The following is a 25,977-nucleotide window of genomic DNA, read 5'->3' on the forward strand; positions in this document are numbered from 1 at the left end:
AATTCCGGAATTACGGAATAGCCGAACGATGCGACTCGAGGAGAACCGATGATGCGCACTCTCACCGCCGTGACCGCGGCGTCGATTCTGCTGGCCGGGTGCTCGTCCGCACCGCCGAGCACGGACGAGCCGACGTCCACCACGACGTGCGCACCGGCCCCCGTTGCGGACATGACCACACCCGACGGCTGGATCGGCTTCGCCGCCGAGCACCCCGAATCGGTGTCCTTCGCGGTGGACGACGGGCTCGGACACACCGCCGAGCACGACGCGGACACGCCGCACCCCCTCGCCTCCGCCGTGAAGGTCGTACACCTCGGTGCCTACGCCCGCGCCGTGGCCGACGGCACGCTGGACCCGGACGAACGCATCCCTGTCGCCGACTGGCAGCGGTGGTACGCACCCGGCACGGACGGCGGTGCCCACATCGCGGCTCTGAATCGCCTCGGCAACGCGAACGACGGAACATCGCCGACGGATCCGGCCGCGACGGTGCGGCTCGACGACATGGTCACCGCGATGGTGCGTGAGAGCGACAACGGAGTGCCCGACTACCTCCGGTACCGCCTGGGCGACGACGCGTTGCGGGACGCCGCCGCAGCGGGCGGGTGGAGCGACTTCACACCACCCACCCTCGTCGGCGTCACGCTCGGCGCCCTCGACGCGACCGTCGACACGGACGATCTGTGGTCGCTCGCACAGCGGTTCGCGTTCGACGCCGACTTCCGCGCGACCTACGGAACGACTGCGCGACCGCGAGACGAGACGGAACTGCTCACGTACTTCGATCGGTTCGGCCCGACCGGGACGGCCGCCGAGCTCGCGCGATTCCACACCGCCGTCGCCGACGGTTCCTACGGCTCGGGGGTCGACACCATCAGGCGCCACCTCGAATGGCAGGACCCGCCTGCGGACGCCGGGTTCGTGGCCATGGGGTTCAAGGGCGGGAATCTGCCCGGAGTTCTCACGCACGGCTTCGAGTTCCGCCGCGCGGACGGCGCCCCCGCCGTGGTGGTGTGGCTGAACCATGGTCTGACCGCAGCCGAGTACGAGTCCGCGACGACGAACCTGACCCAGCATCAGACGCTGCTCCTCGAGGCCGCGGCGGATCCGGCGACAGTGGGGCGGCTAGCCTGCATCTCGTGAGCGAGCTGGAGGCACGCGTCGCAGCCCTGGAGGCTCGGGTCGCGGCGCTCGAGGGGGACCCCCGACAGACGGCGGCGTCCACCGGGGGCCTCGTGTCCTACTCGGGTGACGTCCATCTGGCCGGCGACGTCACCTGGTCCATCGAGTACGTGCCCGACGCCGTGCTCGATCTTCCCCCCGACCGGGCGGTCGAGGTGCTGGCGGCGCTCGGCCACCCTGTGAGGCTCGCCGTGGTCCGCGCACTGTTGCGCGGTCCCGCGGTCGCCGCCGATCTGCAGGCGGCGGTGGGACTGTCGTCCGTCGGTCAGCTCTATCACCATCTGAAGACCCTCACGTCGGCGCGGATCGTCGAGCAGCACGGCCGGGGCGACTACCGGCTCGCCGCACGCACCGTCGTGCCCGCGCTGGTGCTGATGCTCGCCTCGGCCGACATCGCCGGAGAACTTCGCTGATGTGAGATCCGGTGCAGTGGACCGTGGTCAGCACGGTTCACTGCACCGGATCCGGGTCAGGCGGTGAGGTCGTACAGTGTCACGCCGTCCACGGTCTGGGCGGTGAAGGTCGCGGTGACCCACTCGCTGATCTCCGCCGAGGTACCGGACGCACCGCCTCCCATACCGCCGCCCGCGATGAACCAGTGGATCTCACCGTCAGCGACGTACTGCTGGAACGCGGCCAGCGTCGGGGAGGGATCGCTGCCGTTGAAACCACCGATCGGCATCACCGGGTCCTCGGTCGCCAACTGGTAGCCCGACGCGGCATTGGACCCGATCGCCGCGGCGACCCAGGTGTACGAGTCCGAGTTCTCCTCGAGCAGGGCGACCATCTCGGCGCTCGGAGTACTGCCATCGAGCAACCCGCCCATGCCGCCGCCACCGTCCGCGCCACCCGGCATCTGCGCGGCGCCACCCAAGAGCTGACCGGGCGCACCCGTCGGCGCCTGTCCCCCGGCGGGCATCCGGCCGGCACCGCCGTCGCGCATGCCGCGCCCGCCGTCCATGCCGCCACGCCCGAAGCCGCCACCGGTGTTCGGCCCGGCCGTGACGATGGAGCCCTGATGCGGTGTCGCGATGGTGTTCGCGGCGTAGGCGGTCGGTCCTGCGAGTCCCGCGATCACCGCCGCCAGAACCGTGACCGCGGCGAGCCTGCCGCGAGTCAGCCGCGGAACGAGCAGCCCCACGACCGCGAGCACACCGACCAGCACGACGACGACCTTCAGCCACGGAACGAAGGATGCGCTGCGGGACAACAGGATCCAGGACGTCACCACGGTCGCGACCACCGTCGCGGCGAGAACGATGCGTGCGACGAGGCGCTCGCGGGCCCGCCAGAGCGCCACGCTGCCCATGCCCACCAGCGCCGCGACCGCCGGCGCCAGCGCCACGGTGTAGTACGAGTGGAAGATGCCGGCCATGAAGCTGAACGTCAGCCCGGTGACCAGGAGCCACAGTCCCCAGACCATCAGCGCAGCGCGCCGCTGGTCGGTACGAGGAGCCTTGCCGCGCAGCACGATCGCCGCGATTCCCAGAATCAGCGCAGCGGGAACGAGCCAGGCGATCTGACCGCCCTGCGAGGCGTCGAACATCCGCAGGATGCCCGTCTCCCCCCACATTCCGCCGCCACCACCGCCGCCGCCGGGCGTGACCGAACCGGTCTCCTCACCGTTGAGCCGACCGAGACCGTTGTATCCCAGCGTCAGTTCGAGGATCGAGTTGTTCTGCGACCCACCGATCCACGGCCGCGACGACGCCGGCCAGAGTTCCACGACGGCGATCCACCATCCGGCCGACACGATCATCGCGCCCAGCGCGGCACACAACTGCAGGATGCGCCGTCGCAGCGACACAGGCCCGGCCAGGAGGTACGTCAGCGCCAGAGGGGGAACCACCAGCATGACCTGCAGCTGCTTGGTCAGGAAGCCGAGTCCGACCATCGTGCCGACGACCACGAGCCACCGGGTGCGACCGGTCTCGACAGCCCGCATCATCGCCCACACCGCCACGATCATGAGCAGCACCAGCAGCGCATCGGGGTTGTTGAAACGGAACATCAGTGCCGCCACGGGAGTCAGCGCGAGAACCAGTCCTGCGAGCAGTCCGGCGGCCGGTCCCCACTGTCGCCGTACGGTGCGCCACAGCAGCGTCACGGAGGCGACACCCAGCAGGACCTGAGGCACGAGGATCGCCCACGAGTTCAGCCCGAACACCCGGACGGACAGTTCCATGAGCCACAGCGACATCGGCGGCTTGTCGACGGTGATGGAGTTCGCGGCATCGGAGGAGCCGAAGAAGAACGCCTCCCAGGATTGCGAACCCGCCTGCACCGCAGCGGAGTAGAAGGAGTTGGCCCATCCGTTGCTGCTCAGGTTCACGAGGTAGGCGACAGCAGTTCCCAGGATCAGGGCCGCAGCGGCCCATGGTTCCCAACGAGTACGGACCGGGCGCGGAGCCCCGTCGTGCACGTGATCTTCCGGGGCGGTGAGGAGGGTGGTCACGAGGTGGACTCCATCTGACGAGTGCGGGCGGAGGATGCGGCCCGGAAGACCCAGCGCAGCGCGACGAAGCGCGTCACGGTGGCGACCAGGTTGGCGAGAACGAGAACGAGGAGCTCGACGTGCTTGGACGCACCCGGAGCCCACTCGTGCAGGGCGACGAGAGAACCGGCGGTGACGAGCCACCCGAAGGCGAACACCGCGAGACCCTGAAGATGATGCGCCGCAGCCCCGTCGGAGCCTCGGACCCCGAATGTGAAGGCTCTGTTGGCGGCGGTGTTCAGCACTGCGGTGACGAGGAGCGCGACGAAGTTGGCGCCCTGCGCGCCGAGGATCGTGTGCAGGATCAGGTACAGCACCGCGTAGGCGACAGTGCTGGCGACGCCGACGAGCGCGAACCGCACCAGCTGACCGATCATGCCGACGGGCACTCCCCTCAGTTCGGAGACCTCGGTGGTGGAGGCGGTGGACGACAGGGGTCCACGACCCAGGCTGAGACGCAGGTCCGCGATCGGGAGGGCGCCGGTCGCGAGCGCACGCCCGACGCGCCAGCAGCCCTTCAGATCGGCCAGTGCGGTGTCGACGATGTCCACGCTCGAGTCGGGATCGTCGACCCAGTCGACGGGCACCTCGTGAATGCGGAGACCGACCCGCTCCGCGAGGACGAGCAGTTCGGTGTCGAAGAACCACCCGGTGTCCTCGATCAGCGGAAGCAGTTCCCGGACGATCTCGGTGCGCGCGGCCTTGAACCCGCACTGAGCGTCGGAGAATCTGGTCCGCAGACCCGTGCGAAGGAGGACGTTGTAGGTGCGGGAGATGAACTCTCGCTTCGCCCCTCGCACCACCCGCGAGGACGAGGCGAGCCGGGACCCGATCGCGAGATCGGAATGGCCCGATGCCAGCGGAGCCAGGAGGGGCACGAGTGCACCGAGATCCGTCGACAGGTCGACGTCCATGTACGCGACGATGTCGGCCTCCGACTCCGTCCACACCGCCTTGAGCGCGCGGCCGCGACCCTTGTCGTCCAGATGTCGCACCGAGACACCGTCGAGCTCCCGGGCGAGGCGCTCGGCGATCGACCGTGTCGCGTCCGTGCTCGCGTTGTCGGCGACGGTGATCACCGTCGACCAGGGAACGTCGGCCCGCAGGAAGGCGTGCAGCCTGCGGACACAGGCTTCGAGCGCGGCCTCCTCGTTGTACACGGGCACCACGAGCTCGACGGTCACCGTCCGCGCCGCACTCCCACCCGGCCCCGGCTCCCGCCCGCGCCCGGGCCCACGGCCTTCCCGCCCGTCACCGGCCGGCCTCCGGCCTTCCCGCCCGTCACCGGCGGGCCTCCGGCCTTCCCGCCCGTCACCGGCCGGCCTCCGGCCTTCCCGCTCCACCACTGAGTTGGTTGTCATGCACCGAACACTCGTGCGCCGCCCCGGGACCGACCCGGGGCGAACCCGGGAAGTACCCGGGAGCCGATGCGGAGCCGACGAATAGAGTCGGCCCATGGCATCCGTGTTCAGCGCAATCATCGCCGGCGACATCCCGGGCCGCTTCGTGTGGGAGGACGACGACGTCGTCGGGTTCCTCACCATCGCCCCGGTCACGCAGGGTCACACCCTGATCGTCCCGCGAGCCGAGATCGATCAGTGGCAGGACGTCGATCCCACGACCTTCGGCTCGCTCACGTCTGTCGCTCAGACCGTCGGCAAGGCCGTCCGGTCGGCGTTCGACGCCCCTCGGGCGGGTCTGCTGATCGCCGGTCTCGAGGTGCCGCACCTGCATCTGCACGTGTTCCCGGCCTTCGACATGGCGGACTTCGACATCTCCGGCGCCGACACCTCCCCGTCGCCCGAGTCGTTGGACGAGGCGCAGGAGAAGATCACCGCAGCGCTCACGGCACTCGGCCACGGGCAGCACGTCCCCCGTCGCTGATCGGTCGTCCGAGAACCGCCCGCGCGGCTCCGACGATCGCCGCGGCCACCGTGTCGAGCGCCGGCGACGACAGCGTCCATTGCTGCCAGTGAAGCGCCACGTCGATCACGGTGTCGTCGAGTTCGACGACGTCGAGTCCGCCGCGCTGCTGGTCCGGCAGCATGCCCCAGCCGAAGCCCAGATGCACGGCACGCGCGTACTCGGTGGACGACGGCACCAGGTGTCGCGGCGGCACCGACGCGGACACGCCGTGTCGCGAGAGGTAGCGATCCTGCAGCGCGTCCTTCTCGTCGAACACCACGACGTGGGCTCGGGCCAGGGCGTCCGGAGTGACGCCGTCGTCCAGGAATCGAGTCACGAACGACGGAGACGCGCAGGGGCGGTACCGCATTGAGCCGAGCCTGGTCGAGGTACAGCCGCGGACAGGTGTGTCCACGGACGTGATCGCCGCCGTCACCGTTCCACCGCGGAGCAATTCGGCGGTGTGGTCCTGATCCTCTCGATGGATGTCGAGGATCACGGAGCCCGCCAGTGGCGCGAGCGCCGGCAACACCCACGTGGCCAGGGAATCCGAGTTGACGGCCAGCGACACCCGAGCGACGTCGTCCGCGGCGCGCAACTCCCGCACGGCGCCGTCGGTCAGAGTCTGGATCTGCCGGGCGAGCCGGAGCAGCACGACGCCGGACTCGGTCGGCATCACGGGCTTCGTGCGCGAGACGAGAACGGCACCGACCCGCAGTTCCAGCGCTTTGATGCGCTGACTCACCGCCGACGGTGTGATGTGCAGCGACCGCGCAGCCGCTTCGAACGTGCCGTCGTCGACGACGGCACGCAGAGCCTCGAGCTGGTCCGACTGCATGATGTGAAGCTACGCTCATCAGTCCTGAAAAACATGAGCTGGACTACATCGTCGGGTTCGACCTAGCGTTCCGGTCATGTCCTCCCTGTTCGTCGGCTTCGGTGTCGGCCTCTCCCTCATCGTCGCGATCGGCGCACAGAACGCCTTCGTTCTCCGTCAGGGCATCGCACGACAGCACGTGCTCGCCGTCGTCCTGGTGTGCGCTCTGTCCGACGCGGTCCTCATCCTCGCGGGAGTCTCGGGCATCGGCGTGGTCGTCGAGACCTACCCGACGGCTGTCACCGTCGTCACGGTCGCCGGCGCCGTCTTCCTCACCGTGTACGGACTCATGGCCTTCCGACGGGCCCTGCGCCCGACGAGTCTGACAGTCGGCGGGAACGGAGCGAGTGTGTCGCTGCGGTCCGCGGTCCTCACCTGCCTGGCACTGACGTGGCTCAACCCGCACGTCTATCTCGACACCGTCGTCTTCCTCGGCTCCGTCGCCAATCGCGAGACCGGGTCAGCGCGCTGGTGGTTCGCCCTCGGCGCGACGCTGGGCAGCATCGTCTGGTTCACGGCCCTCGGATTCGGCGCGCGATTCATGACGCCGATCTTCGCCAGACCCGTCGCGTGGCGTGTGCTCGACGTCCTGATCGGTGTGGTCATGCTCCTCATCGCCGTCGTCCTGGTCGAGGGGCTCGTCTCCGGCTGACTCCACCCGTCCACCCGGACGCCGGCCCGCCAGGGGCAGCTCCACGCGGAACGTCGCACCCCGGCCGGGCGCGCTCGCCACCGAGACCCGACCGCTGTGGGCCGCGACCAGCGCGGACACGATCGACAGACCCAGACCACTCCCGCCGCTCTCTCTCGTGCGCGAACGATCCGCCCGATAGAACCGCTCGAAGACGCGCTCGGCATCGTCCTCGGTGAGTCCCGGCCCGGTGTCACGAACCTCCAGAACTGCTGTCTCACCGACGGTTCCGACCGCCACGGTGATCGACGCCGTCGGCGGGGTGTGCCGGAGCGCGTTGCCCACCAGGTTGCCGAGCACCTGGCGCAGACGCGCATCGTCCCCCAGCACCTCCGGCACGCCGCTGCCCTCGAGCACCTGCAGACTCACGGCTCGTTCCGGAGCCGTGGCGGCCGCATCGTGCACCGCGTCCGCTGCGATCACGAGGAGGTCCACGGGGCTCCGATCGAGCGGACGCTGGGCGTCCAGCCGCGCCAACATCAGCAGATCTTCGACGAGCAGACCCATCCGCGCCGACTCTCCCCCGATACGGGTCATCAGCAACTCGGTGTCGGTCATGGCCCCCTGCCGGTAGAGCTCGGCGAAGCCGCGGATCGTCGTCAGCGGGGTCCGGAGCTCGTGGGAGGCGTCGGCCACGAAACGGCGCATCCGGTCCTCCGACGCACGTGCCGCGTTCTCGGACTCGCGCGCCGCGTTCTCGGACGCCTCCGTCGCAGCGAAGGCGTGCTGGATCTGGGCGAGCATTCCGTTGAGTGCCGCGGACAGTCGCCCCACCTCGGTGCGTTCGTTCCGCTCGGGAACGCGTCGATGCAGATCCCCGGACGCGATGGCCGCGGCAGTCACCTCCACCTCCTGCAGCGGCCGCAGGCTCCGGCGTACCAGGAAGTACGCGGCGACACCCAGCACCGCCAGCACTCCGAGACCGATGGACAGTTGCAGAGTCACGAGCCTGGAGACGATGGCCTCGTTGCCCGCCAGCGGAATCGCGACCGTCGTCTGGCCGTCCCCGTTCGAGACGGTCACCGTGCGCCACGAATCGTCGGGATCGCCGACCGATCCGACAGTGGTCGGCGTGGCGGTCAGGACGCCGGTCAGATCCGGCTGATCGTCCCCGACATCGTTCACGGGAGTACGCACGGTGCCGTCCGCCGCCACCGAGCGGACGTAGAACGCGGTGGGCGGACGCTGTGGGTTCGCCTCCTCCGGGGGAGGTCCGAGGAACCGCTCCCCACGAGGCCTGGCCCAGCCGGACGCCGCCTCCATGAGCTGTTCGTCGACACGTTGGGTCAGCGTGTTCTGCAGTGCCGAGGTCACGGCCACACCCGAACCGACGAGACCGAGGGCGACGAGAAGCAGCAGCACCGACACCAGGGTGACGCGGAGCGGGACGGCGCGTAGGTGCCGCTTCACCGTCGCGGTTCCCGCAGGACGTAGCCGACGCCTCGCAGTGTGTGGATCAGCCGGGGTTCCGTCGTGTCGACCTTCCTGCGCAGGTACGACACGTAGGACTCCACGACACCGACCTCACCCCCGAAGTCGTAGTGCCACACGTGGTCCAGGATCCGGGGCTTGGACAGCACCGTCCCGGAATTGACCATGAGGTAGCGCAGGAGCGTGAACTCCGTCGGGGACAACGAGACGGGTTCGCCCGCCTTCCACACCTCGTGGGTGTCGTCGTCGAGCTCGATGTCGGCGAACGTCAGGCGTGACGGCTGCGCCTCCGGACCGCGCACCGACCGGCGCAGGATCACGCGCAGGCGCGCCACCACCTCCTCGAGGCTGAACGGCTTGGTGACGTAGTCGTCCGCACCCATGGTCAGACCGGTCACCTTGTCCTCCACCGAGTCCCGTGCCGTGAGGAACAGTGCGGGCGCGTCGATACCGTCGGCGCGCAGTCGGCGGAGCAGCCCGAAGCCGTCCATGTCGGGCATCATCACGTCCAGGATCAACGCGTCCGGCCGGAAGGTCCGGGCGACGTCCAGAGCCGCGGGCCCACCCAGCGCCGTGCGGACCTCGAAACCCTGGAACTTCAGACTGACCGACAGCAGTTCGACGATGGTCGGCTCGTCGTCGACCACCAGTACCTTCGCCTCGGCGGTGGTCTGCGGTCGGGGAGTCGTCATGACGGAATTCTCGCTCACGAGTGCCATGGTGTCCGGCGTTGCTGGTTCCTGCCCGGGGTGTCGCTGTGAGGTTCCTGTGAGCCCCGACCCGGCGTCGTGTCCGCTTTGCTACCGTGGAGGACAGACTGCGACACAGACCCGGACGAGCGCACCGTACCCGGCCAGCGACAAGACGGTGCCAGGAGAGTCGACTACTCATGGCATGGATCATTCTGGTGTTGTCGGGCGTGTTCGAGGCCGTCTGGGCCACCGCACTCGGCAAGTCCGAGGGCTTCACGAAGCCCGTCGCCACCATCGTCTTCGGTACGGCGCTCGTCGTCAGCATGGGCGGTCTCGCCTTCGCCATGCGGACCATCCCGACCGGCACCGCCTACGCGGTGTGGGTGGGCATCGGCGCCTCGCTCACCGTCGTCTACGCGATGGTGTCCGGCACCGAGTCCGCGACGCCGATCCGCATCGCCCTCATCGCAGGGCTCGTCGGGTGCGTCATCGGACTCAAGCTCGCCCACTGACCGCGCCCCCGGCCGTCCCGCCGTCCCATCCCGACCGGCCTCCGGCCTTCCCGCCGCGGGTTAGAGTGACCCCATGAACTGGGTGTCCGCGGTCACACTGCCGGTGCGTGTCGGATTGGCTGTCGCCGAGTCGGCGGTCGGGGTGGCCGAGTCGGCCGTCGCGACCACCCGGATGGCGCTGGCCGCAGGCGCTTCCGGGTCACTCGACGCCATCACCCTGGCCAATCCTCGGAGCGGCCCGCTGCAGCTTCTCGGACAGTTGGCCGAGCTCACCTCCGACGACCGCGCACTGGGTCACGCGCTGCGGCCCGGTGGCCCGCTGGACCGACTGCTCGAGCCCGGTGGCGCCGTCGACAGGTTGACGAGCAAGGGCGGCACCCTCGATCGACTGCTCGAGCCCGGCGGTCCTCTCGAACGCATCCTGGCGGACGACGGCCCCCTCACCCGAGTCCTCGCGGAGGACGGTGCGCTGGATCGCCTCCTCGCCGAGGGCGGTCTGCTCGATCGACTCACGGCCGTCGACGGACCCATCGAGCGCCTCACCGCGAAGGACGGCCCTGTCGAACTCCTGACCAAGGAGGGCGGCGTGATCGAGGCGCTGACCCGTGAGAACGGGGTCATCGACAACGCCCTCGCCAAGGGCGGGCTCGTCGAGACGCTGCTCGGTGAGGAAGGCGCGATCCAGCGGCTGACGGCACGCAACGGTCCGCTGGATCAGCTCGTGACCGTCGCCGAGTCGCTGAGTTCGCTGGCGCCCAACCTCGAGCGCATGAGCGTCAGCGTGGAGATTCTGCAGGACACCGTGGACGTCCTCGCCGCTGCGGTGAACCCGCTCGGCGAGCTGGTGGGCAAGCTGCCGAGCCGCTGGGTCAAGAGTCGCGGCGCGGTCGAGCCCAAGACGGGCGAGGTGCGCGGGGCGCTGCAGGGTCCGGCCGTCGGCCGCTGAGCCTCGTGGGCGTCAGCGCGACCGGACGTGCTCGCCGAAGAAGGTGAAGACCCGAGCGAAGGCGTCCTCGGCTTGCTCGTGCTGATAGCCGAATCCGGTGACGCGCATGACCAGTGCACCCGGACCCGATCCGAAGTCGTTCGCGAAACTGTGGCCGGCACCGGGATAGGTCACGACGTCGTGGGCAACGCCCTTGTCCTGCAACACCTTCTCGAGCTTCGGGCCCGCGCCCGGCAGCATCGGATCGCGCTTGCCGAAACTCGCGACCATCGGGCACGTGCCCTCGAGGGCCGACTCGATGTGACGGGGCAGGATGCCGTAGAACGGCGCGCTCGCCTCGAACCCCCGGGGCGCCAGCGCCAGAGCGAAACCTCCACCCATGCAGAACCCGACGATGCCCACCGCGCCGGTGGTGTCGGCGCGCGCGGTGAGGGTGTCGCGGCACGCCAGCAGGTCGTCCACCGCCCGGCCCGAGCGCGCGAGAAGCGACCGGAACACTCCTGTCACACACTTGGCGCGACCACCGCGGGCGTAGAGATCCGGCACCAACGCGACGTAGCCCTGGTCGGCGAAGCGCCGGGCGATGGACCTGATGTCGTCGGTCATGCCGAACACGTCGTGCACGATCACGACGGCGGGCCAGGGCCCCTCCCCTGAGGGGATCTCGAGTGTCGCCTCGATGCGATCTGTTCCGGTGTCGACCTCGATGACAGTCATACCGGCCGACTCTAGCGACCCAGCGCCGTTCTCACGGTGTCCGACAGCAGGTTGCCGGCGTGCACGCTGAGACCGTCTGCGAGCCCGGGAACGGTGGCGCACGCCTGCTCCCAGCCCTGGTCGGCGAGAGCGAGAACGAACGGGAGCGTCGCGTTGGTCAGCGCCTGCGTCGACGTGCGGGGAACCGAGCCCGGCATGTTGGCCACGCAGTAGAAGATCGAATCGTGCACCGGGAAGGTGGGATCGTCGTGCGTGGTGGGACGCGAGTCCTCGAAACACCCGCCCTGATCGATGGCGATGTCGACGAGCACGGACCCCGCCTTCATCCGTGCGACCAGTGCGTTGGACACCACCGTCGGGGCCTTGGCACCCGGGACGAGGACCGCCCCGATGACGAGGTCGGCGGCCACGACGGCCTGCTCGAGCTCCCACCTGTTCGACACCACGGTCTTGACCTGGCCGCGGTACTGCGCGTCGATGGTTCGCAGCTTGGCGATGTCGAGGTCGAACACCGTCACGTCCGCACCGAGCCCGTGTGCCATCGCCACGGCGTTGGATCCCGACACCCCACCGCCGATCACCACCACCTTGGCCGGACTCACTCCCGGAACGCCGCCCATCAGCACGCCGCGGCCGCCCGTCTGCGCCATCAGGTGATACGCCCCGGCCTGGGTCGCGAGCCGGCCGGCGACCTCGCTCATCGGTGCGAGCAACGGCAGACTGCCGCCCGCGCCGGTCACCGTCTCGTAGGCGATCGCCGTGGTGCCGGACGCGACGAGGGCATCGGTGCATGCGGCCGACGCGGCGAGATGGAGATAGGTGAACAGGACCTGGCCCGACCGCAGCCGGTGGTATTCGGCCTCGATCGGCTCCTTCACCTTGAGCAGCAACTCGGCCCGCGCCCACACCTCGTCGGCCGAGTTCGAGATCTCCGCGCCGGCAGCCTTGAAGTCGTTGTCCGAGAACGACGATCCCGCGCCCGCCTCGGTCTCGACGACGACGCGATGACCGTGCACGACCATGTCGTGCACTCCCGCCGGGCTCGCCGCCACCCGGTACTCGTGATTCTTCAGTTCCCGAGGTATGCCGATTCTCATGGTGCGCCCTTCGCCTCTACCGGATGACTCGTCATGTCCGATAATCGTGAACTTCGTTCGACCGAGCCGCAATCGAAGTGACGATAATTTCGTAGACTGGCCTCATGGACATCGAATCGTCGAACACAGGTCTGTCCGCCCCGGTGCGACCGAACAATCTTCGGGCGGCATCTCTGGACCGCATCGATCGCGTCATCCTGCGTGAACTGGCGAACGACGCCCGCATCCCCAACAACACCCTGGCCGCCCGCGCCGGGATCGCCCCGTCGACGTGTCTGGGACGCGTCCGTTCACTGGTCGAGCGCGGGGTCGTCCGCGGTTTCCACGCCGACATCGATCCGGCGGCACTGGGGCGGGGCCTGCAGGCCATGATCGCGGTGCGGCTGCTGGCGGGTGCCCGGCGCCACCTGGGCGAGTTCGCGGAGTCCTTCACGACGTTCCCCGAGGTGCTCGACGTCTACTTCATCGCCGGTGCCGACGACTACCTGATCCACGTCGCGATGACGGACTCTGCGCACCTGAGGGACTTCGTCGTCCAGAACCTCAGTGCTCATCCGTCGGTGGCCGCGACCGAGACCACACTGATCTTCGAGCACCTGCGGCCGCGACTGGTCGACGAGGGCGGACCGAGCTGACGCCCTCCGCCCATCCGGTGCGGCGAGCGCACCGAATACCCGGTGTATCAGCCAGGAGAGCACGGCCGTGGATGTGACGGGGGTACTTTTCGCCCACTCTTACTGACCCACCGACCACACGCATGGAGGCAGCCCGAGATGAGCGATCACGGTTCGCCCGAACGACCCGTGCAGCTGCCGGATCGGGACCTTCTCGAGCTCGCGTACCTGTGTGCCCTCGACGCCATGGCAGCCTCGGAGCAGTACGAGACCATGACTCGCCTCGACGACACGGACGCCCACACCAGGCGGAGGTTCGACGCGATCGTGCGTGACGTCCGCGAGACGATGGCCGTGACGTCGGACGCGACACGCACTCCCGCCCCCGCCGATCTCCGGGTCCGCATCCTGGGGGCCGTGGAGGACACGGCGCAGGTCGACCCCGACGGCGCGACAGTCCTCCCCCTTCGTCCCAGCCGCCGACGCGGATGGCGCATCGCCGCGATGGCGGCCGCCGCTGCGGTGGTCGTCGGTGTGGGCGGGGCGGTGGCCGTGCAGCAGAACGCGACTCCGTCGGCTCCCACCGCGACCGTCGCGGCACCGCTCGAATCCCCGGTGGCCGGAGGCGGCACCATGAGCGTGCAGTACACCCCCGGTGACGAGCGCGCCGTGCTCCGCATGACGGATGTCGCAGCGCCTCCCGCCGGATCGGTCTACCAGGTCTGGCTCATCGAGGGCTCGCCCGTGTCCGTCGGGACGATGGATGCCGACGACCTCTCCCAGCCTGCATCCGTGCCCGTCGACGGCGCCACCGCACTCTCGGTGACCGTGGAACCCGCGGGCGGATCACCGTTCCCCACCTCGGGCGCCGTGGCCCGCGTCGCGCTCGTCTGATTCCGTCCCGGATCGGATCCACTCGAAGTCGAACATGTGTTCGACACCCGTGTAGGGTGGGTGTCACTGCACCACCCGACGTCAGACCTTCCCTCGTGACGTGTGATTCCCGAGGAGACGTCCGTGATGAACCGTCGGCGCCGACTGCACCTGATGAACGGGGTCTGGCACGAGGAGGCACCGGCCACCTGCGGTAACGGTCATGTGCTGCAAGCGCGTTCGGTTCTCGTGGGAGCCAGGTCGTGCTCGTGCGGCATCGGTCACCATCGCACGCACCACTGCCGCACCTGCGGTGACACCGTCTTCACTCCCGCCCTCGGCGAGGGGTGCCGGGACGGGAGTTTCGACGGACGCGCGAATCGCGCGCGCGGCGAGGGGTCAGGAGCGGGTCAGCAGTGACCGGAGGAAGAACGTCAGGTTCGCCGGACGCTCCGCCAACCGCCGCATGAAGTATCCGTACCATTGCGTACCGAAGGGCACGTACACGCGGACGCGGTACCCCTCCGACACCAGGCGTGTCTGCTCACCGTCGCGGATGCCGTAGAGCATCTGGTACTCCATGTCGTCCGGTCCACGTCCCAGTTCGGCCGCGTCTCGTCGCGCCGCCTCGATCATGCGGGGATCGTGGGACGCCACCATGGGGTAGCCCTCCCCCTCCATGAGCACCCGCAGGCACCGCTCGTACGAGGCGTCCACGTCCGCCTTCTTCTGGAAGGCCACACTGGCCGGTTCGCGATATGCGCCCTTGCACAACCGGATTCGTGATCCGGGACCGGAGAGCTCGCGGCAGTCCTGTTCGGTGCGGTGCAGGTACGCCTGCAGGACGGTGCCGAGAGTCGGGAAGTCCTTGCGGAGCTCCCGCACGATCGCGAGAGTCGAGTCGGTGGTGGTGTGGTCCTCGGCGTCGACGGTGACCCACACTCCCGCGGCGTCCGCGGCGGCGCACACCTTGTGGGCGTTGGCGAGGGCCGCGGCGTGGCCGTCGTCGGGGAGCGACTGTCCGAGCGCCGAGAGCTTCAGCGAGATCTCCAGCGGGAAGGCCGGAGGCCGGCCGGAATTGGACGGGAAGGCCGGAGGCCGGCCGGAATTGGACGGGGAAGCTGGAGGCTGTGGGGTGTGGAGGCGTGAGTATGCCTGCAGTAGGGACAGATACGCGTCGACGGTCGCGGTGGCCTGCGCCGCGTCGGTGGTGTCCTCACCCAGGTGATCGACGCTGACGACGCGGCCGGACCCGAGCAGGTCGGCGACGGCACCGACCACCTCCGGTTCGGTGCTCCCGGCGATGAAGCGTTCGACGAGCGACCTGGTCAGGACGGACCGCGCGACGACGCGTTCGAGGCGGCGCGATCGCCCGGCGGCGAGCAGGACGGGGCGGAGCGGGTTGGTGGCCATCGGTCAGACTTCCTGGTGAGGGTAGGTGTGGTCCACGGCCGGCACGAAAGTCTCCTTGATGGTGCGCGCGGAGGCCCACCGGAGCAGGTTCTGCGGTGATCCGGCCTTGTCGTTGGTGCCCGACGCGCGAGCACCGCCGAACGGCTGCTGCCCGACGACGGCGCCGGTCGGTTTGTCGTTGACGTAGAAGTTGCCGGCGGCGAAGCGCAGGGCCTCGGTGGCCTGCGTGACGGCGGCGCGATCGTCGGCGATGATCGATCCGGTCAGGGCGTACTTCGACCCGCTGTCGACCATGGCGAGCGTGTTCTCGAACGCATCGGGCTTCGAGTCGTCGTAGACGTGCACGGCGAGGATCGGGCCGAAGTACTCGGTGTGGAACGCCTCGTCGCCCGCGTCGTCACCGAGCAGGATCGTCGGGTCCACGAAGTAGCCGACGGAATCGTCGCAGGTGCCGCCGGCGGCGATGGTGATGCCCGGGGTGGACTTCGCGCGCTCGAGTGCAGCCGCGTTGCGGTCGAAGGCCTTCCGGTCGATGACCGCCCCACCGAAGTTCGACAGATCGGTGACGTCGCCGTAACGCAGCGACGACGCGGTGTCGACGAGCGTGTCCCCCATCCTCTTCCACACCGACGACGGCACGAAGGCCCTCGACGCCGCGGAGCACTTCTGACCCTGGAAGTCGAAGGCACCGCGGATCAGCGCCGTGGTGAGCACGTCCGGGTCGGCGGAACTGTGGGCGACGACGAAGTCCTTGCCACCGGTCTCACCGACCAGTCGCGGGTAGGTGTCGTAGCCGGCGATGTTCTCGCCCACCTCGCGCCACAGCCGCTGGAACGTCGGTGTGGAGCCGGTGAAGTGGATGCCGGCGAGACGACGATCGGCGAGTGCGACCTCGGAGACGAGGGGTCCGTCACCGAGCACGAGGTTGATGACGCCGGGGGGCAGTCCGGCGGCCTCGAGAAGCTGCATCGTCAGGTACGCGGCGACGGCCTGGGTGGGCGACGGCTTCCACAGCACGGTGTTGCCCATGAGCGCCGGCGCCGTGGGGAGGTTTCCCGCGATGGCGGTGAAATTGAACGGGGTGATGGCGTAGACGAAGCCCTCGAGGGGGCGGTATTCGACGCGGTTCCAGACGCCGGGCGCGGAGATCGGTTGTTCGGCCATGATCTGTCGGGCGAACGAGACGTTGAAGCGCCAGAAGTCGATCAGCTCGCAGGGTGCGTCGATCTCGGCCTGGTACGCGCTCTTCGACTGCCCCAGCATGGTGGCAGCCGCGATGGTCTCGCGCCACGGCCCGGCGAGGAGATCGGCGGCGCGGAGGAAGACTGCGGCGCGCTCGTCGAAGGGCAGCGATCGCCACGCAGGTGCGGCGGCGGTCGCCGCGTCGATGGCGTCGCGCACATCCTGGTGGGTGGCATTCGCGAACGATCCGATGACGGACGCGTGCCGGTGCGGTTGCACGACGTTCTCGCGTGGGCCCGTCGCGTCGCGGTGGTCTCCGCCGATGACCTGGGTGATCTCGGTGGGCGTGGCGGCGAGTCGATCCAGATGGTGCGTGAGCCGCGCTCGCTCGGCGCTGCCGGGTGCGTACGTGTGCACCGGCTCGTTCAGGGGGGTGGGTACTGCGGTGACGGCGTCCATGTCGGTCCTCGGTGTCGGGTCTTCGTGCCGGGTCGGTGGGTTCAGCCAAGCGGACGCGGCATCCTCGATATTCGGCCCAGCGTCCAAAGAAACACACCGACCCCTGTCCGATCGGATGAAGGACACCTAGAGTGCACGGCATGACCCGCACCTCGTCGACCCTCGACTCGATCGTTCGTGCGCTGCACTCCGCCTTCGTCGAGGTGCTCGTGGCACCGGCGGGGTCGGACGTGCCGATCGGGTCGGTGACGCTCGTCGACGCCGACGATCTGGCCGCCGAGCTCTACACGACCGCCGCTGCGGCGGACCTCTATCTGCTGGCGGGTGTGCGGGAAGCGGACGCCGTGGCGTGGTTCGACGACCTGGCGACGCGGAGCAGCGACCTTCGACCCACCGCGGTGATGTCGAAGATCGCCGCCTCGTCCACGCTGATGCAGCACGCGGCTCGCACGGCCGGCGTCGCTCTCGTCGCGGTGCACACGCAGACCCGCTGGGACCGCCTCCTGTCGATGGTGCGCGGCGTGCTCGACCATTCCTCGCCGTCGATCACCACACCTCCACCGTCGTCCGCGGAACCGTCCGAACTGGCGGGACTGGTGGGCGCGGACACCGATCTCTTCGGGCTGGCGCACACCGTCGCGGTGCTCACGCGCGGGATGGTGAGCATCGAGGACCAGCGGTCGCACGTGTTGGCGTACTCGGCGTCGGACGATCAGGCGGACGAGCTGCGGACCCTGTCCATTCTCGGACGAGAAGGCCCCGCGGAGTATCTCCGGCGACTCGAGCAGTGGGGTGTCTACGACGCGGTCCGCCGTTCCGACGAGGTCGTCGAGGTGCCGGCGCACTCCGATCTGGGTATCCGACGGCGACTGGTCGCCGGCATCAGAACGACTGCCACGCAGGATGGTTCGGGCACACCGCGACTGGTCGGCACGCTGTGGATCCAGGAAGGTCGTCGACCGCTCACCGACGATGCTCCGAGCGTGCTGCAGGGCGCGGCCGCGGTGGCGGCACGGTTGATCACGCGCATCCTCGAGGCACCCACGAACGAGGCGGTGCAGATCCAGCGACTGCTCGGCGCTCGTGGCGGTGGGGTCGACGTGCCCTCACTCGCCGCGGCGCTGTCCATCCCGACGGACGGGCCGGCGGCGGTGATCGGTCTCGCCGCGGTGGACGGCGCCGCGCCCGATGCCCCCTCGTCGGCCACGATGGCCGATCTGTCCGGCGCGATCCGACTGCACGCCAGTTCCTTTCACCGACTGTCCTTGGTCACCACTCTCGGCGACCGCATCTACGTCCTCGTCCCACGGACCCGCGCGGAGACCTCGGTGCCGTCGTGGACTCGCCGGTTGCTCGAGGGCATCGAGGGACGCACGGGGATCCGCTTGCGGGCCGCGGTGGCATCGCCGGTGGCCGCCCTGTCCGAGGTCGCCGCCGCTCGCCGCGAGGTCGATCGCGTCCTGGACGGGACCGCCGGAGCAGACGACAGGGTGACCACACTCGCCGATTCGCGGACGTCCGTGTTGCTCGGTGAGATCGTCGATCTGCTCCTCGCGCACCCCTCGCTGCACGATCCGCGCATGGCGGCGCTCGTCGAGTACGACGCACGCACGTCCTCGTCGCTACGCGAGAGCATCGCGACGTATCTGCGGCACCCGTCCGATGTGCGCCGGGCCGCGGCCGACCTGCACGTGCACCCGAACACGTTGCGCTATCGGGTCCGACGGGCCGAGGAGATCACCGGGACGGACCTGTCGGATCCCGCCGCGCGACTGCTGATGGAACTCCAGTTGGCCGTGCTGGCACGTCAGGCCAGTACCTGACGGCACCATTCGAGAAGTGGTGTGAGATCACGCCAGGCGCCACGGATGTGATCGGCGCACTCTGCTGTGTCGAGCCACGGCGGGCAGCCGAAGGACCGTCCTGCCGTCAGGGACTTGTGGCGCAGCAGATCGATGCGGGGATGATCCGCGTCGTAGCCGCGCGGCGAGGTCTTCAGCCGGTCACCGCCGCGGTCGTAGCCGCGGCTCTCGAGATCGGCCACGATTCGCGCGAGCTCCGACCCGCGGACCTCGTCGTCGACGACGGCGCGGAACTGGGCGATGGAGTCGGACGTGGACGCGTAGAACCCGCCGGCGACCATGAGGCCGGAGGCGTCGACCTGCACGTACCACCCCGTGGACGGGGCCACCTGCACGTAGGCACCCTGGTGCGTCTTGTACGGCACCTTGTCCTTGGAGAAGCGGACGTCGCGGTGCGGCCGGAAGAGCTTGGCCGTCCCGAACTCCTCGGCCAGTAACTCCGTGAGCGCGGTCATGGGCGCGCGGACCGATTCGTCGTAGACGTGCTTGTGTTCGGCCCACCAGGTCTTGCTGTTGTCGACCTCGAGATCCTCGTAGAAATCGAGGGCGGCCTCCGGGATTCCGGTGAACGAGCTCATAGCGGGAGGCTATCGCCCCGTGCGCCCTGTGCGTACCGCTGGATGCGCATAGTGCGCACGGGGGGTCAGGCCAGCGACCGGCTGATCACCAGACGCTGGATCTGGTTGGTGCCCTCGAAGATCTGCGTGATCTTGGCGTCGCGCATGTACCGCTCGACCCGGAAGTCTCGGGTGTACCCGTAGCCTCCGAACACCTGCACGCCGTCGGTCGTCACCTTCATCGCCGCGTCCGTCGCCACGAGCTTGGCCACGGAGGCCTGACGTGAGAACGGCAGTCCGGCATCCTTGCGGCGTGCCGCGTCGATGTACGTCGCCCGGGCCGAGTCCACCGCCGCTGCCATGTCGGCCAGCACGAACCCGAGCCCTTGATGATCGATGATCTTGCGGCCGAACGTCGTTCGCTCCTGCGCATAGGCCACGGCATCGTCGAGCGCGGCCTGGGCGATGCCGACGGCGACGGCGGCGATGCCCAGCCTCCCGGCGTCGAGGGCACTGAACGCGATGCCGAGCCCCTGCCCCTCCTCGCCGATGCGGCGATCGGCCGACAGCACCGCGCCGTCGTAGTGGGCGGCCGTCGTGGGTATCGCGTGCAGCCCCATCTTCTCCTCCGGAGCTCCGAAGGAGAGCCCCTCGAGGTCGGCGGGCACGAGGAAGCAGGAGATGCCCCGCGAGCCCTCGCCGGTGCGCGCGAAGAGCGTGTAGAAGTCCGCCTTGCCGCCGTGCGTGATCCAGGCCTTCGACCCGGTGACGGTGTACCCCTCCGGACCGGCCACGGCCTTGCAGGAGAGGGCGGCCGCGTCGCTGCCGGCCTGTGGCTCCGAGAGGCTGTAGGCGCCGATCGTGCGCCCACCGAGCATGTCCGGCAGCCACCGCGACTTCTGGTCCTCCGACCCGAAGGACATCAGCGGGTGGCACGAGAGCCCGTGCACGCTCACGGCGACGGCCACCGCGGCCCAGCGCGACGCCAGTTCCTCGAGCACCTGCAGATAGACCTCGTAGGACTGACCGCCACCGCCCCACTCCTCCGGATACGGCAGGCTGAGCAGCCCCGCCTCGCCGAGCGTGGCGAAGACGCCGTCGGGATAGGTCTCGGCCTTCTCGTGTTCGTCGACGATGGGGTCGAGGACCTTGTCCGCGATGTCGCGGGTCAACTGGAGAAGGTCACGTGCGTCGTCGTTCGGCAGCAGTCGTTCGACAGCCATGGGTCCTCGTCTCGGTCGCGGATCGGATGAGGCGGCACCAGTACTGCAGCGGGCCCCTCAGTACTACGACAGTACTGCATGGCGTTCTGCAGTACTGTCGCTCACCATGACAGCAGCTCACGCGACCGCGCGGCGCGCGCAGCTCTTCGATTCCGTGGTGGCCCTGTTCCTGGCCGAAGGCTTCGCGCACCTCACTCTCGACGACATCGCCGCCCGCCTTCGGTGCTCGAAGAGCACGCTGTACACCCTCGCCGCGAGCAAGGACGACCTCGTCCGCTCCGCCGCGGTGCACTTCTTCACCTCGGCAGCGGTCCGCGTGGACGCGGCCTCCGACGCCGCGACGGGCACCCGCGAGCGCCTCGCGGCGTATCTGGGCGCGGTCGGTGAAGCACTCGCGCCGGCGTCGGAACGGTTCATGACCGACCTCGCCGACTTCGAGCCGTCGAGGCTCGTCTACGAACGCAACACCGCCATCGCGGCCGAGCGAGTCCGCGGCATCATCGACGACGGGGTCCGCGCCGGCGACGTGCGGGACGTCCACGCCGCGTTCGTCGCCGACGTCGCCGCGTCCGTGATGGTCTCGATCCAGAGCCGTGCCCTCGCCCGTCGCACGGGTCTGGACGACGCCGCCGCCTACCGGGAGCTGGCCACACTGCTGACCGCCGGCATCGCGCGATGACTTTCGCCGTCGGCCGGAGTCGACACGGCTGACGGGTCGAGTTCGCTCCGCCATCCGAAGACGAAGGACCTCACGATGCAGAAGATCACCCCCACACTGTGGTTCGACGACCGGGCCGAGGAGGCCGCGGAGTTCTACCTCTCGACGTTCGGCACGGGAGCGATACTGAACGTCAGCCGCTACGGCGACGGTGGACCCGGCGCCCCGGGCCGCGCGATGATGGTCGACTTCGAGCTCTTCGGTCAGCGATTCAACGCCCTGAACGGGGGACCACAGTTCCCGTTCACCGAGGCCATCTCCATGGCTGTCAGCTGCGACGGGCAGGAAGAGGTCGACCGCTACTGGAACGCGCTCACGTCCGACGGTGGATCCGAGGGCCGGTGCGCCTGGTGCAAGGACAAGTTCGGGGTCTCCTGGCAGATCGTCCCGGTCCAGCTGATGCAGTTGATGAGCACCCCGGATCCGGCGGCGTCCCAGCGCGTCGTGCAGGCCATGCTGTCGATGTCGAAGATCGTGGTCGCCGACCTGCAGAAGGCCCACGACGGAGCCTGAGCGGCGACGTTTCCTCACGTCACACACCGGGCAATCCCCGAGCGTGAACGAGACGTCGATGCCCGTGCGCGCGCTCGCCCTGCCGTTCGGGCTGGGGTCGGCGCTGCGCCACGCCAAGCTGTTCCATCCCCACGGGAAGGTTCTGACGGGCACACTGCGCCGTACCGCCGAGGGCGACGCCGGACTGCCTGTGGGCACGTGCGAGGTGACGGTGCGCCTGTCCACCGCGCTCGGGCTGCCCCGACGGGTTCCCGACGTCGCGGGTCTCGCGTTGCGTCTCCCGCCGACCGACCGGGCCGGCGGTGCCTGGGACATCCTCCTTGCCAGCGCCGGGCGGGAGGTCGTGACGCGGTGCGTTCCGCTCCCGGTGCTCGCGTTCGAGACGGCCTCCTTCTCGACGCTGATGCCGCTGCAGTTCGAGGGTGGTCAGTGGTGGGTCCGCGCGCGGGCCGTCGCCGCGCCGCCGCTGCCCACCCTGGACTCCATCGTCGATGCTGTACGTGCGAGGCCGCTGGTCTTCGAGTTCGAGCAGGCCGAGGGCACCGGGGCGTACGTCCCGCTGGCCGAACTGACGCTCGGCTCGGTCGACCAGTCCGGTGGCGACCTGTCGTTCGACCCGATCCGGCGCACTCCCGACAGTGTCCGGCCCGGTCCGGAATGGCTGCGGTCCCTCAGGGCGAGGGCCTACCTCGACAGTCGACGCGGCCGGTCCGACACCTGACCGGAATGCGACCACTCAGGTTCCCTGACCGATCTCGCGCCCACACCCCACTCAGCGCGCCACACCCCTGTCGACACGCGGCACAGGGTGTGCCCCTCACGAAACCCGTGCACGCCGGCGGCGACCACGCACCCGCGCACCCGCGCACCCGACCGACGGGGTTCGACTGCCGCATTTGTGGATATTCACACGCGAAGTAGGATTTGTTCACATACGCGTGTGCCGATGGGGGTGGGCGCGTCCCAGGGGAAGGCTCCACGTGACCAGCAATTCGGTGACCGACGACTCCGTGACAGGTGCTCACGAGACTCGCCCGCTCGTTCCGCACGAGCCCGATCACCGGTTCGAACGCAGCTCCCGCCTGGTCGGACACGCCTACGTCATCCCCGACTACTACGAGGTCGGCCGCGAGAAGATCCGCGAACTCTCCCGCGCCATCCAGAACGAACATCCGGCGCACCACAAGGAGGCCGCTGCGGCCGAGTTGGGATACGAGGGACTCGTCGCGCCCGCGACCTTCGTGAGCGTCGTCGGATCCATCGCCATCGACTATCTCTTCGCGCACATCCTCGTGGAGTACGAGATCACGGCAGTCATGCAGACCGATCAGAGCTTCGTTCTGCATCGCCCGGTCATGCAGGGAGATCAGCTGGTGTCCACTCTCCAGGTGCTGTCGATCCGCCAGTTCGCGGGCAACGACATCCTGGTGGTCCAGAACCATCTGACGTCGCACGGCGAGGACGTGTGCACCAGCACCACGACGTTCATCGCCCGGACCGATGCCGACGTGGACCCGCGAGCGGCGGCTCTCGTCGACGCCGTGCTCCCCGCCAGCGTGCCGCGGATGGGCCCCACCGCCCGCCCGACCGCCTGACCGCCTGCATTCCGACCGGCCTCCGGCCTTCCCGCCACACCCCGACCGGCCTCCGGCCCTCCCGCCACACCCCGACCGGCCTCCGGCCCTCCCACTAGAGTCCCCCGTGTGGAGGACGAATTCGCCGACCGGTCGTTCGAGGACGAGAACTACAACGAGATCGACGCACACGGCCAGCGGTGGGACAGGCGTTCGTACACGTCCTGCAGCTTCATCGACGCGGACCTCGGCGGTCTGACCACCCACGGTGTCGTCTTCACCGACTGCGACTTCTCCGGCGTGGATCTGACGGACTCGACGCACATCGGGTCGGCCTTCCGCAACTGCGAGTTCCGGCGGAGCCGGTTGTGGCACAGCACCTTCCGCAGCACATCGTTTCTCGGTTCCGCCATCGCGGACTCGCGCATCACGCCCGCGGTCTTCGACGAGGTCGATCTCATGCTCACCTCGCTCGGCGGTCTCGACCTCCGCGGACTCGACCTCACCGGGGCGCGCCTGCGTGACGCCAACCTCGTCGGGACCGATCTCCGCAAGGCCACGCTGCGCGGTGTCGACTTCGGCGGTGCCCGCACCTCCGGGCTCCGGTTGAACGATGCGGATCTGCGGGGCAGCATCGCCGATGCCACGTTCTGGACGTCGGCCGTGCTCGACGGAGCTCGCATCGACACGGTCCAGGCACTCGCCTACGTGCACGCGCACGGTCTCACCGTCTCGGACTGAGTAGATCCGACCTCCGCCCGACTCCGAATAGAAGACGGACACGGCCTCCCCGCCCGCGTGGTCCGTGCGGGAAGGCCGTTCCATCGGCAGGCTGTGGTCTCAACCTCACCGGGCGTCCACGCCGACGCACGCGCCGCCGCTGCCGCCGCACGTCTTCTACCCGAGCCACCCACTTCCGAAACGGACACAGGTGCTCGACCGCGTCGAACCGCGATGATCGGAACCCTGGACCGGACGACACCCGAGGACGCACGATGACGGGGAACTGTCACCGAGTGAAGGGCACACCATGAGCGACAACGTCTACCGCGTCACCGAGATCGTCGGAACCTCGACGGAGGGTGTCGACGACGCGATCCGCAAGGCCATCTCCCGTGCGAGCGCCACACTGCGAGAGCTGGACTGGTTCGAAGTCACCGAGACTCGCGGACACATCGAGAACGGTGCTGTCGCGCACTTTCAGGTGACGCTGAAGGTCGGCTTCAAGCTCGACGACTGAGCGATCGGGCGGGCGACGACTCGGCGGGAACGCGGCGGCCCCCGTGCCCGTTTCCGATCGACCACGACGGGTAGCCGACCAGGATGCCCGTCGTCAGAGTCGCGTCCGATCCCGGCTTCGCCGCCGCCGTCGCCGACTCCGTCGCGGCCGATCTCGACGGATCGGCCACGCGCGACGGCGACGTGCTCACCGTCGACCAGGTCGCGATCCCGTTGCCACCGGTACAGAGCGGCAGCCCCGACCTGGACACCTGGGCGTCCCTGCTCGGCCATACCGGGGGCAGCGAGGACATCCTCACCGTGTGCGTGTCCGAGATACCGCGGCGCGTGCGGTCCCGCCCCGTACTCGCCGAGATCGTCGGGCCGTCGATGGTGGTCGTCTACGTTCCGTCGTTCGGGACCCACCGAGTCGCGCCGCGGGCGCGCGCCGTCACGCTGGCCGCGCTGGAAGCGCTACGCGACGCCACCGGTGTCGACAGGCCCGATCCCGCCACGGGTCTCGCGCACTGGTCCACCGTCTCCGGCCACGACGCCCTGGTGGCGCCCGCCCTGGCGGGACGAGCGCGAGTGGTCGCGGGCATGATCCGCACCAACCGCCCGTGGCGGTTGATGCCGACGTTGTCCGGCGCACTCGCCGCGGCGACCGCGACGTCCGCGTTCGGCCTCTTCTACTCGAGCATCTGGCAGATGGCGGCCTCGATGTCGATCGTGCGTCTGTCAGCGGTGTCCGCCACCGCCCTCGTGGCCGTGACGACATGGCTCATCGTGCCGAACGGACTGTGGGAGAGGCGCGCTCGACGCGAGCGTGGGTTCGATCGCACGATGTACAACCTCGCCACCCTCGGTACGGTCGTGTCCGGGGTGGCCGTCATGTACGCGGTCCTGTTCGCGGTGGTCGGCGCGGCGGCCGCGGTGGTGATCTCTCCGTCGTTCCTGTCCGAACAGATCGGGCGCGCGGCGAACCTCTCCGATTACGTTCGCCTGGCCTGGCTCTCGGCATCACTCGGCACCGTGGCGGGCGCCGTCGGCAGCACCGTGGCCGACCGGGAGCAGATTCTCCGTGCGACGTTCGGACACCGCGAGGTCCTTCGTCGACGCGCAGCTGCCGGCCGACTGGACGACACGCAGGACCACGTCGACTCGTGACCGGTCCCGAATTCCGATGAAAACATCAGGAGTGGCACCGACGCCTGTTACGTTGCC

Annotated in this window: 26 protein-coding genes, 1 pseudogene and 1 riboswitch; of the genes and pseudogenes, 16 read left to right on the forward strand and 11 right to left on the reverse strand. The window is 69.2% G+C overall.

Annotated elements, in window-relative coordinates; genetic code table 11:
• Positions 1 to 48 precede the first annotated feature (48 nt).
• Positions 49 to 1,146 (forward strand): serine hydrolase, encoded by a 1,098-nt coding sequence (locus tag QE397_RS15065; protein ID WP_307095642.1) that lies wholly within the window; start codon positions 49 to 51, stop codon positions 1,144 to 1,146.
• Positions 1,143 to 1,598: a helix-turn-helix transcriptional regulator gene (locus QE397_RS15070; protein ID WP_056446646.1), complete on the forward strand. Its 456-nt coding sequence runs from the start codon at positions 1,143 to 1,145 to the stop codon at positions 1,596 to 1,598. Before QE397_RS15065 ends, QE397_RS15070 begins: the two co-directional genes overlap by 4 nt.
• Before the next feature lie 56 nt (positions 1,599 to 1,654).
• Here the strand turns inward: QE397_RS15070 and QE397_RS15075 are convergent, their stop codons facing one another.
• Together QE397_RS15075 and QE397_RS15080 are read right to left on the reverse strand one after the other, a co-directional pair.
• Positions 1,655 to 3,640, reverse strand: coding sequence for a glycosyltransferase family 39 protein (locus QE397_RS15075; RefSeq protein WP_373425241.1), 1,986 nt, complete (start codon positions 3,638 to 3,640; stop codon positions 1,655 to 1,657).
• On the reverse strand, positions 3,637 to 5,040 hold the full coding sequence (locus QE397_RS15080; protein WP_307095644.1) for a bifunctional glycosyltransferase family 2/GtrA family protein: 1,404 nt from the start codon (positions 5,038 to 5,040) through the stop codon (positions 3,637 to 3,639). Before QE397_RS15080 ends, QE397_RS15075 begins: the two co-directional genes overlap by 4 nt.
• 94 nt (positions 5,041 to 5,134) lie before the next feature.
• On the opposite strand from QE397_RS15080, the gene QE397_RS15085 reads away from it, so the two are divergent.
• Positions 5,135 to 5,563 carry an HIT family protein gene (locus QE397_RS15085; protein ID WP_027504327.1) on the forward strand — a complete coding sequence of 143 codons (429 nt, stop codon included), beginning with the start codon at positions 5,135 to 5,137 and terminating at the stop codon, positions 5,561 to 5,563.
• Here the strand turns inward: QE397_RS15085 and QE397_RS15090 are convergent.
• Entirely contained in the window at positions 5,523 to 6,422 is a 900-nt protein-coding gene (locus tag QE397_RS15090; RefSeq protein WP_027504328.1) for a LysR family transcriptional regulator ArgP, read from the reverse strand. The two genes, QE397_RS15085 and QE397_RS15090, sit on opposite strands and share 41 nt — an antisense overlap.
• A gap of 76 nt (positions 6,423 to 6,498) precedes the next feature.
• On the opposite strand from QE397_RS15090, the pseudogene QE397_RS15095 reads away from it, so the two are divergent.
• A pseudogene (locus QE397_RS15095) lies at positions 6,499 to 7,032 on the forward strand (LysE/ArgO family amino acid transporter); the annotation flags it as partial.
• Here the strand turns inward: QE397_RS15095 and QE397_RS15100 are convergent.
• Together QE397_RS15100 and QE397_RS15105 are read right to left on the reverse strand one after the other, a co-directional pair.
• Positions 6,922 to 8,562: a cell wall metabolism sensor histidine kinase WalK gene (locus QE397_RS15100; protein WP_307095647.1), complete on the reverse strand. Its 1,641-nt coding sequence runs from the start codon at positions 8,560 to 8,562 to the stop codon at positions 6,922 to 6,924. The pseudogene QE397_RS15095 and the gene QE397_RS15100 overlap by 111 nt on opposite strands.
• The gene (locus QE397_RS15105) at positions 8,559 to 9,275 is read right to left on the reverse strand and encodes a response regulator transcription factor (RefSeq protein ID WP_027504330.1); all 717 of its coding nucleotides are present in this window, start codon (positions 9,273 to 9,275) and stop codon (positions 8,559 to 8,561) included. The genes QE397_RS15100 and QE397_RS15105 overlap by 4 nt, the downstream gene beginning before the upstream one ends.
• Before the next feature lie 120 nt (positions 9,276 to 9,395).
• Positions 9,396 to 9,457, forward strand: a riboswitch (guanidine-III (ykkC-III) riboswitch).
• Between the two features lie 15 nt (positions 9,458 to 9,472).
• Between QE397_RS15105 and QE397_RS15110 the strand changes: the two genes are divergently transcribed.
• Positions 9,473 to 9,787 carry a multidrug efflux SMR transporter gene (locus QE397_RS15110; protein ID WP_027504331.1) on the forward strand — a complete coding sequence of 105 codons (315 nt, stop codon included), beginning with the start codon at positions 9,473 to 9,475 and terminating at the stop codon, positions 9,785 to 9,787.
• A 73-nt stretch (positions 9,788 to 9,860) separates the two neighbouring features.
• Positions 9,861 to 10,733 carry a hypothetical protein gene (locus tag QE397_RS15115; protein WP_051612993.1) on the forward strand — a complete coding sequence of 291 codons (873 nt, stop codon included), beginning with the start codon at positions 9,861 to 9,863 and terminating at the stop codon, positions 10,731 to 10,733.
• 12 nt (positions 10,734 to 10,745) lie between these two features.
• On the opposite strand, the gene QE397_RS15120 is transcribed toward QE397_RS15115, so the two are convergent.
• Positions 10,746 to 11,450 (reverse strand): dienelactone hydrolase family protein, encoded by a 705-nt coding sequence (locus QE397_RS15120; protein ID WP_307095650.1) that lies wholly within the window; start codon positions 11,448 to 11,450, stop codon positions 10,746 to 10,748.
• Between the two features lie 11 nt (positions 11,451 to 11,461).
• Positions 11,462 to 12,547, reverse strand: coding sequence for an alanine dehydrogenase (ald, locus tag QE397_RS15125; RefSeq protein WP_027504333.1), 1,086 nt, complete (start codon positions 12,545 to 12,547; stop codon positions 11,462 to 11,464).
• 104 nt (positions 12,548 to 12,651) lie between these two features.
• Between ald and QE397_RS15130 the strand changes: the two genes are divergently transcribed.
• Complete coding sequence (locus QE397_RS15130) at positions 12,652 to 13,182, forward strand: Lrp/AsnC family transcriptional regulator (protein WP_307095652.1); 531 nt, start codon at positions 12,652 to 12,654, stop codon at positions 13,180 to 13,182.
• Positions 13,183 to 13,320: 138 nt separating this feature from the next.
• Entirely contained in the window at positions 13,321 to 14,055 is a 735-nt protein-coding gene (locus tag QE397_RS15135; protein ID WP_051612994.1) for an anti-sigma factor, read from the forward strand.
• A 378-nt stretch (positions 14,056 to 14,433) separates the two neighbouring features.
• On the opposite strand, the gene QE397_RS15140 is transcribed toward QE397_RS15135, so the two are convergent.
• Both QE397_RS15140 and pruA read right to left on the reverse strand, forming a co-directional pair.
• A complete protein-coding gene (locus tag QE397_RS15140) occupies positions 14,434 to 15,447 on the reverse strand; it encodes a proline dehydrogenase family protein (protein ID WP_307095655.1) in 1,014 nt (337 codons plus the stop codon).
• 3 nt (positions 15,448 to 15,450) lie between these two features.
• A complete protein-coding gene (pruA, locus tag QE397_RS15145; RefSeq protein ID WP_307095657.1) occupies positions 15,451 to 17,088 on the reverse strand; it encodes an L-glutamate gamma-semialdehyde dehydrogenase in 1,638 nt (545 codons plus the stop codon).
• A 140-nt stretch (positions 17,089 to 17,228) separates the two neighbouring features.
• Here pruA and QE397_RS15150 point away from each other — a divergent pair, with 140 nt between their 5' ends.
• The gene (locus tag QE397_RS15150) at positions 17,229 to 18,911 is read left to right on the forward strand and encodes a CdaR family transcriptional regulator (RefSeq protein ID WP_222641048.1); all 1,683 of its coding nucleotides are present in this window, start codon (positions 17,229 to 17,231) and stop codon (positions 18,909 to 18,911) included.
• Here the strand turns inward: QE397_RS15150 and QE397_RS15155 are convergent.
• Together QE397_RS15155 and QE397_RS15160 are read right to left on the reverse strand one after the other, a co-directional pair.
• Complete coding sequence (locus tag QE397_RS15155; RefSeq protein WP_056446613.1) at positions 18,896 to 19,528, reverse strand: DUF2461 domain-containing protein; 633 nt, start codon at positions 19,526 to 19,528, stop codon at positions 18,896 to 18,898. The two genes, QE397_RS15150 and QE397_RS15155, sit on opposite strands and share 16 nt — an antisense overlap.
• Positions 19,529 to 19,593: 65 nt before the next feature.
• A complete protein-coding gene (locus tag QE397_RS15160; RefSeq protein WP_222646569.1) occupies positions 19,594 to 20,730 on the reverse strand; it encodes an acyl-CoA dehydrogenase family protein in 1,137 nt (378 codons plus the stop codon).
• A gap of 106 nt (positions 20,731 to 20,836) precedes the next feature.
• Between QE397_RS15160 and QE397_RS15165 the strand changes: the two genes are divergently transcribed.
• From QE397_RS15165 to QE397_RS15195, 7 genes are all read left to right on the forward strand, one after another.
• Entirely contained in the window at positions 20,837 to 21,409 is a 573-nt protein-coding gene (locus QE397_RS15165; protein ID WP_056447480.1) for a TetR/AcrR family transcriptional regulator, read from the forward strand.
• 75 nt (positions 21,410 to 21,484) lie between these two features.
• Positions 21,485 to 21,961 carry a VOC family protein gene (locus QE397_RS15170; RefSeq protein WP_027504343.1) on the forward strand — a complete coding sequence of 159 codons (477 nt, stop codon included), beginning with the start codon at positions 21,485 to 21,487 and terminating at the stop codon, positions 21,959 to 21,961.
• A 43-nt stretch (positions 21,962 to 22,004) separates the two neighbouring features.
• Positions 22,005 to 22,682, forward strand: a complete 678-nt coding sequence (locus QE397_RS15175; protein ID WP_307095662.1) for a phosphodiesterase — start codon at positions 22,005 to 22,007, stop codon at positions 22,680 to 22,682.
• Between the two features lie 259 nt (positions 22,683 to 22,941).
• A complete protein-coding gene (locus QE397_RS15180; protein WP_051612996.1) occupies positions 22,942 to 23,556 on the forward strand; it encodes a MaoC family dehydratase N-terminal domain-containing protein in 615 nt (204 codons plus the stop codon).
• Positions 23,557 to 23,715: 159 nt separating this feature from the next.
• A complete protein-coding gene (locus QE397_RS15185) occupies positions 23,716 to 24,276 on the forward strand; it encodes a pentapeptide repeat-containing protein (RefSeq protein ID WP_231476201.1) in 561 nt (186 codons plus the stop codon).
• A gap of 289 nt (positions 24,277 to 24,565) precedes the next feature.
• Positions 24,566 to 24,775, forward strand: a complete 210-nt coding sequence (locus QE397_RS15190) for a dodecin (RefSeq protein ID WP_222627022.1) — start codon at positions 24,566 to 24,568, stop codon at positions 24,773 to 24,775.
• Positions 24,776 to 24,858: 83 nt separating this feature from the next.
• Positions 24,859 to 25,920 carry a hypothetical protein gene (locus QE397_RS15195; RefSeq protein WP_222639621.1) on the forward strand — a complete coding sequence of 354 codons (1,062 nt, stop codon included), beginning with the start codon at positions 24,859 to 24,861 and terminating at the stop codon, positions 25,918 to 25,920.
• The last annotated feature ends 57 nt before the right edge of the window (positions 25,921 to 25,977 follow it).

Source organism: Rhodococcus sp. SORGH_AS_0301 (assembly GCF_030818285.1).
In the GTDB taxonomy this organism is placed as follows: domain Bacteria; phylum Actinomycetota; class Actinomycetes; order Mycobacteriales; family Mycobacteriaceae; genus Rhodococcoides.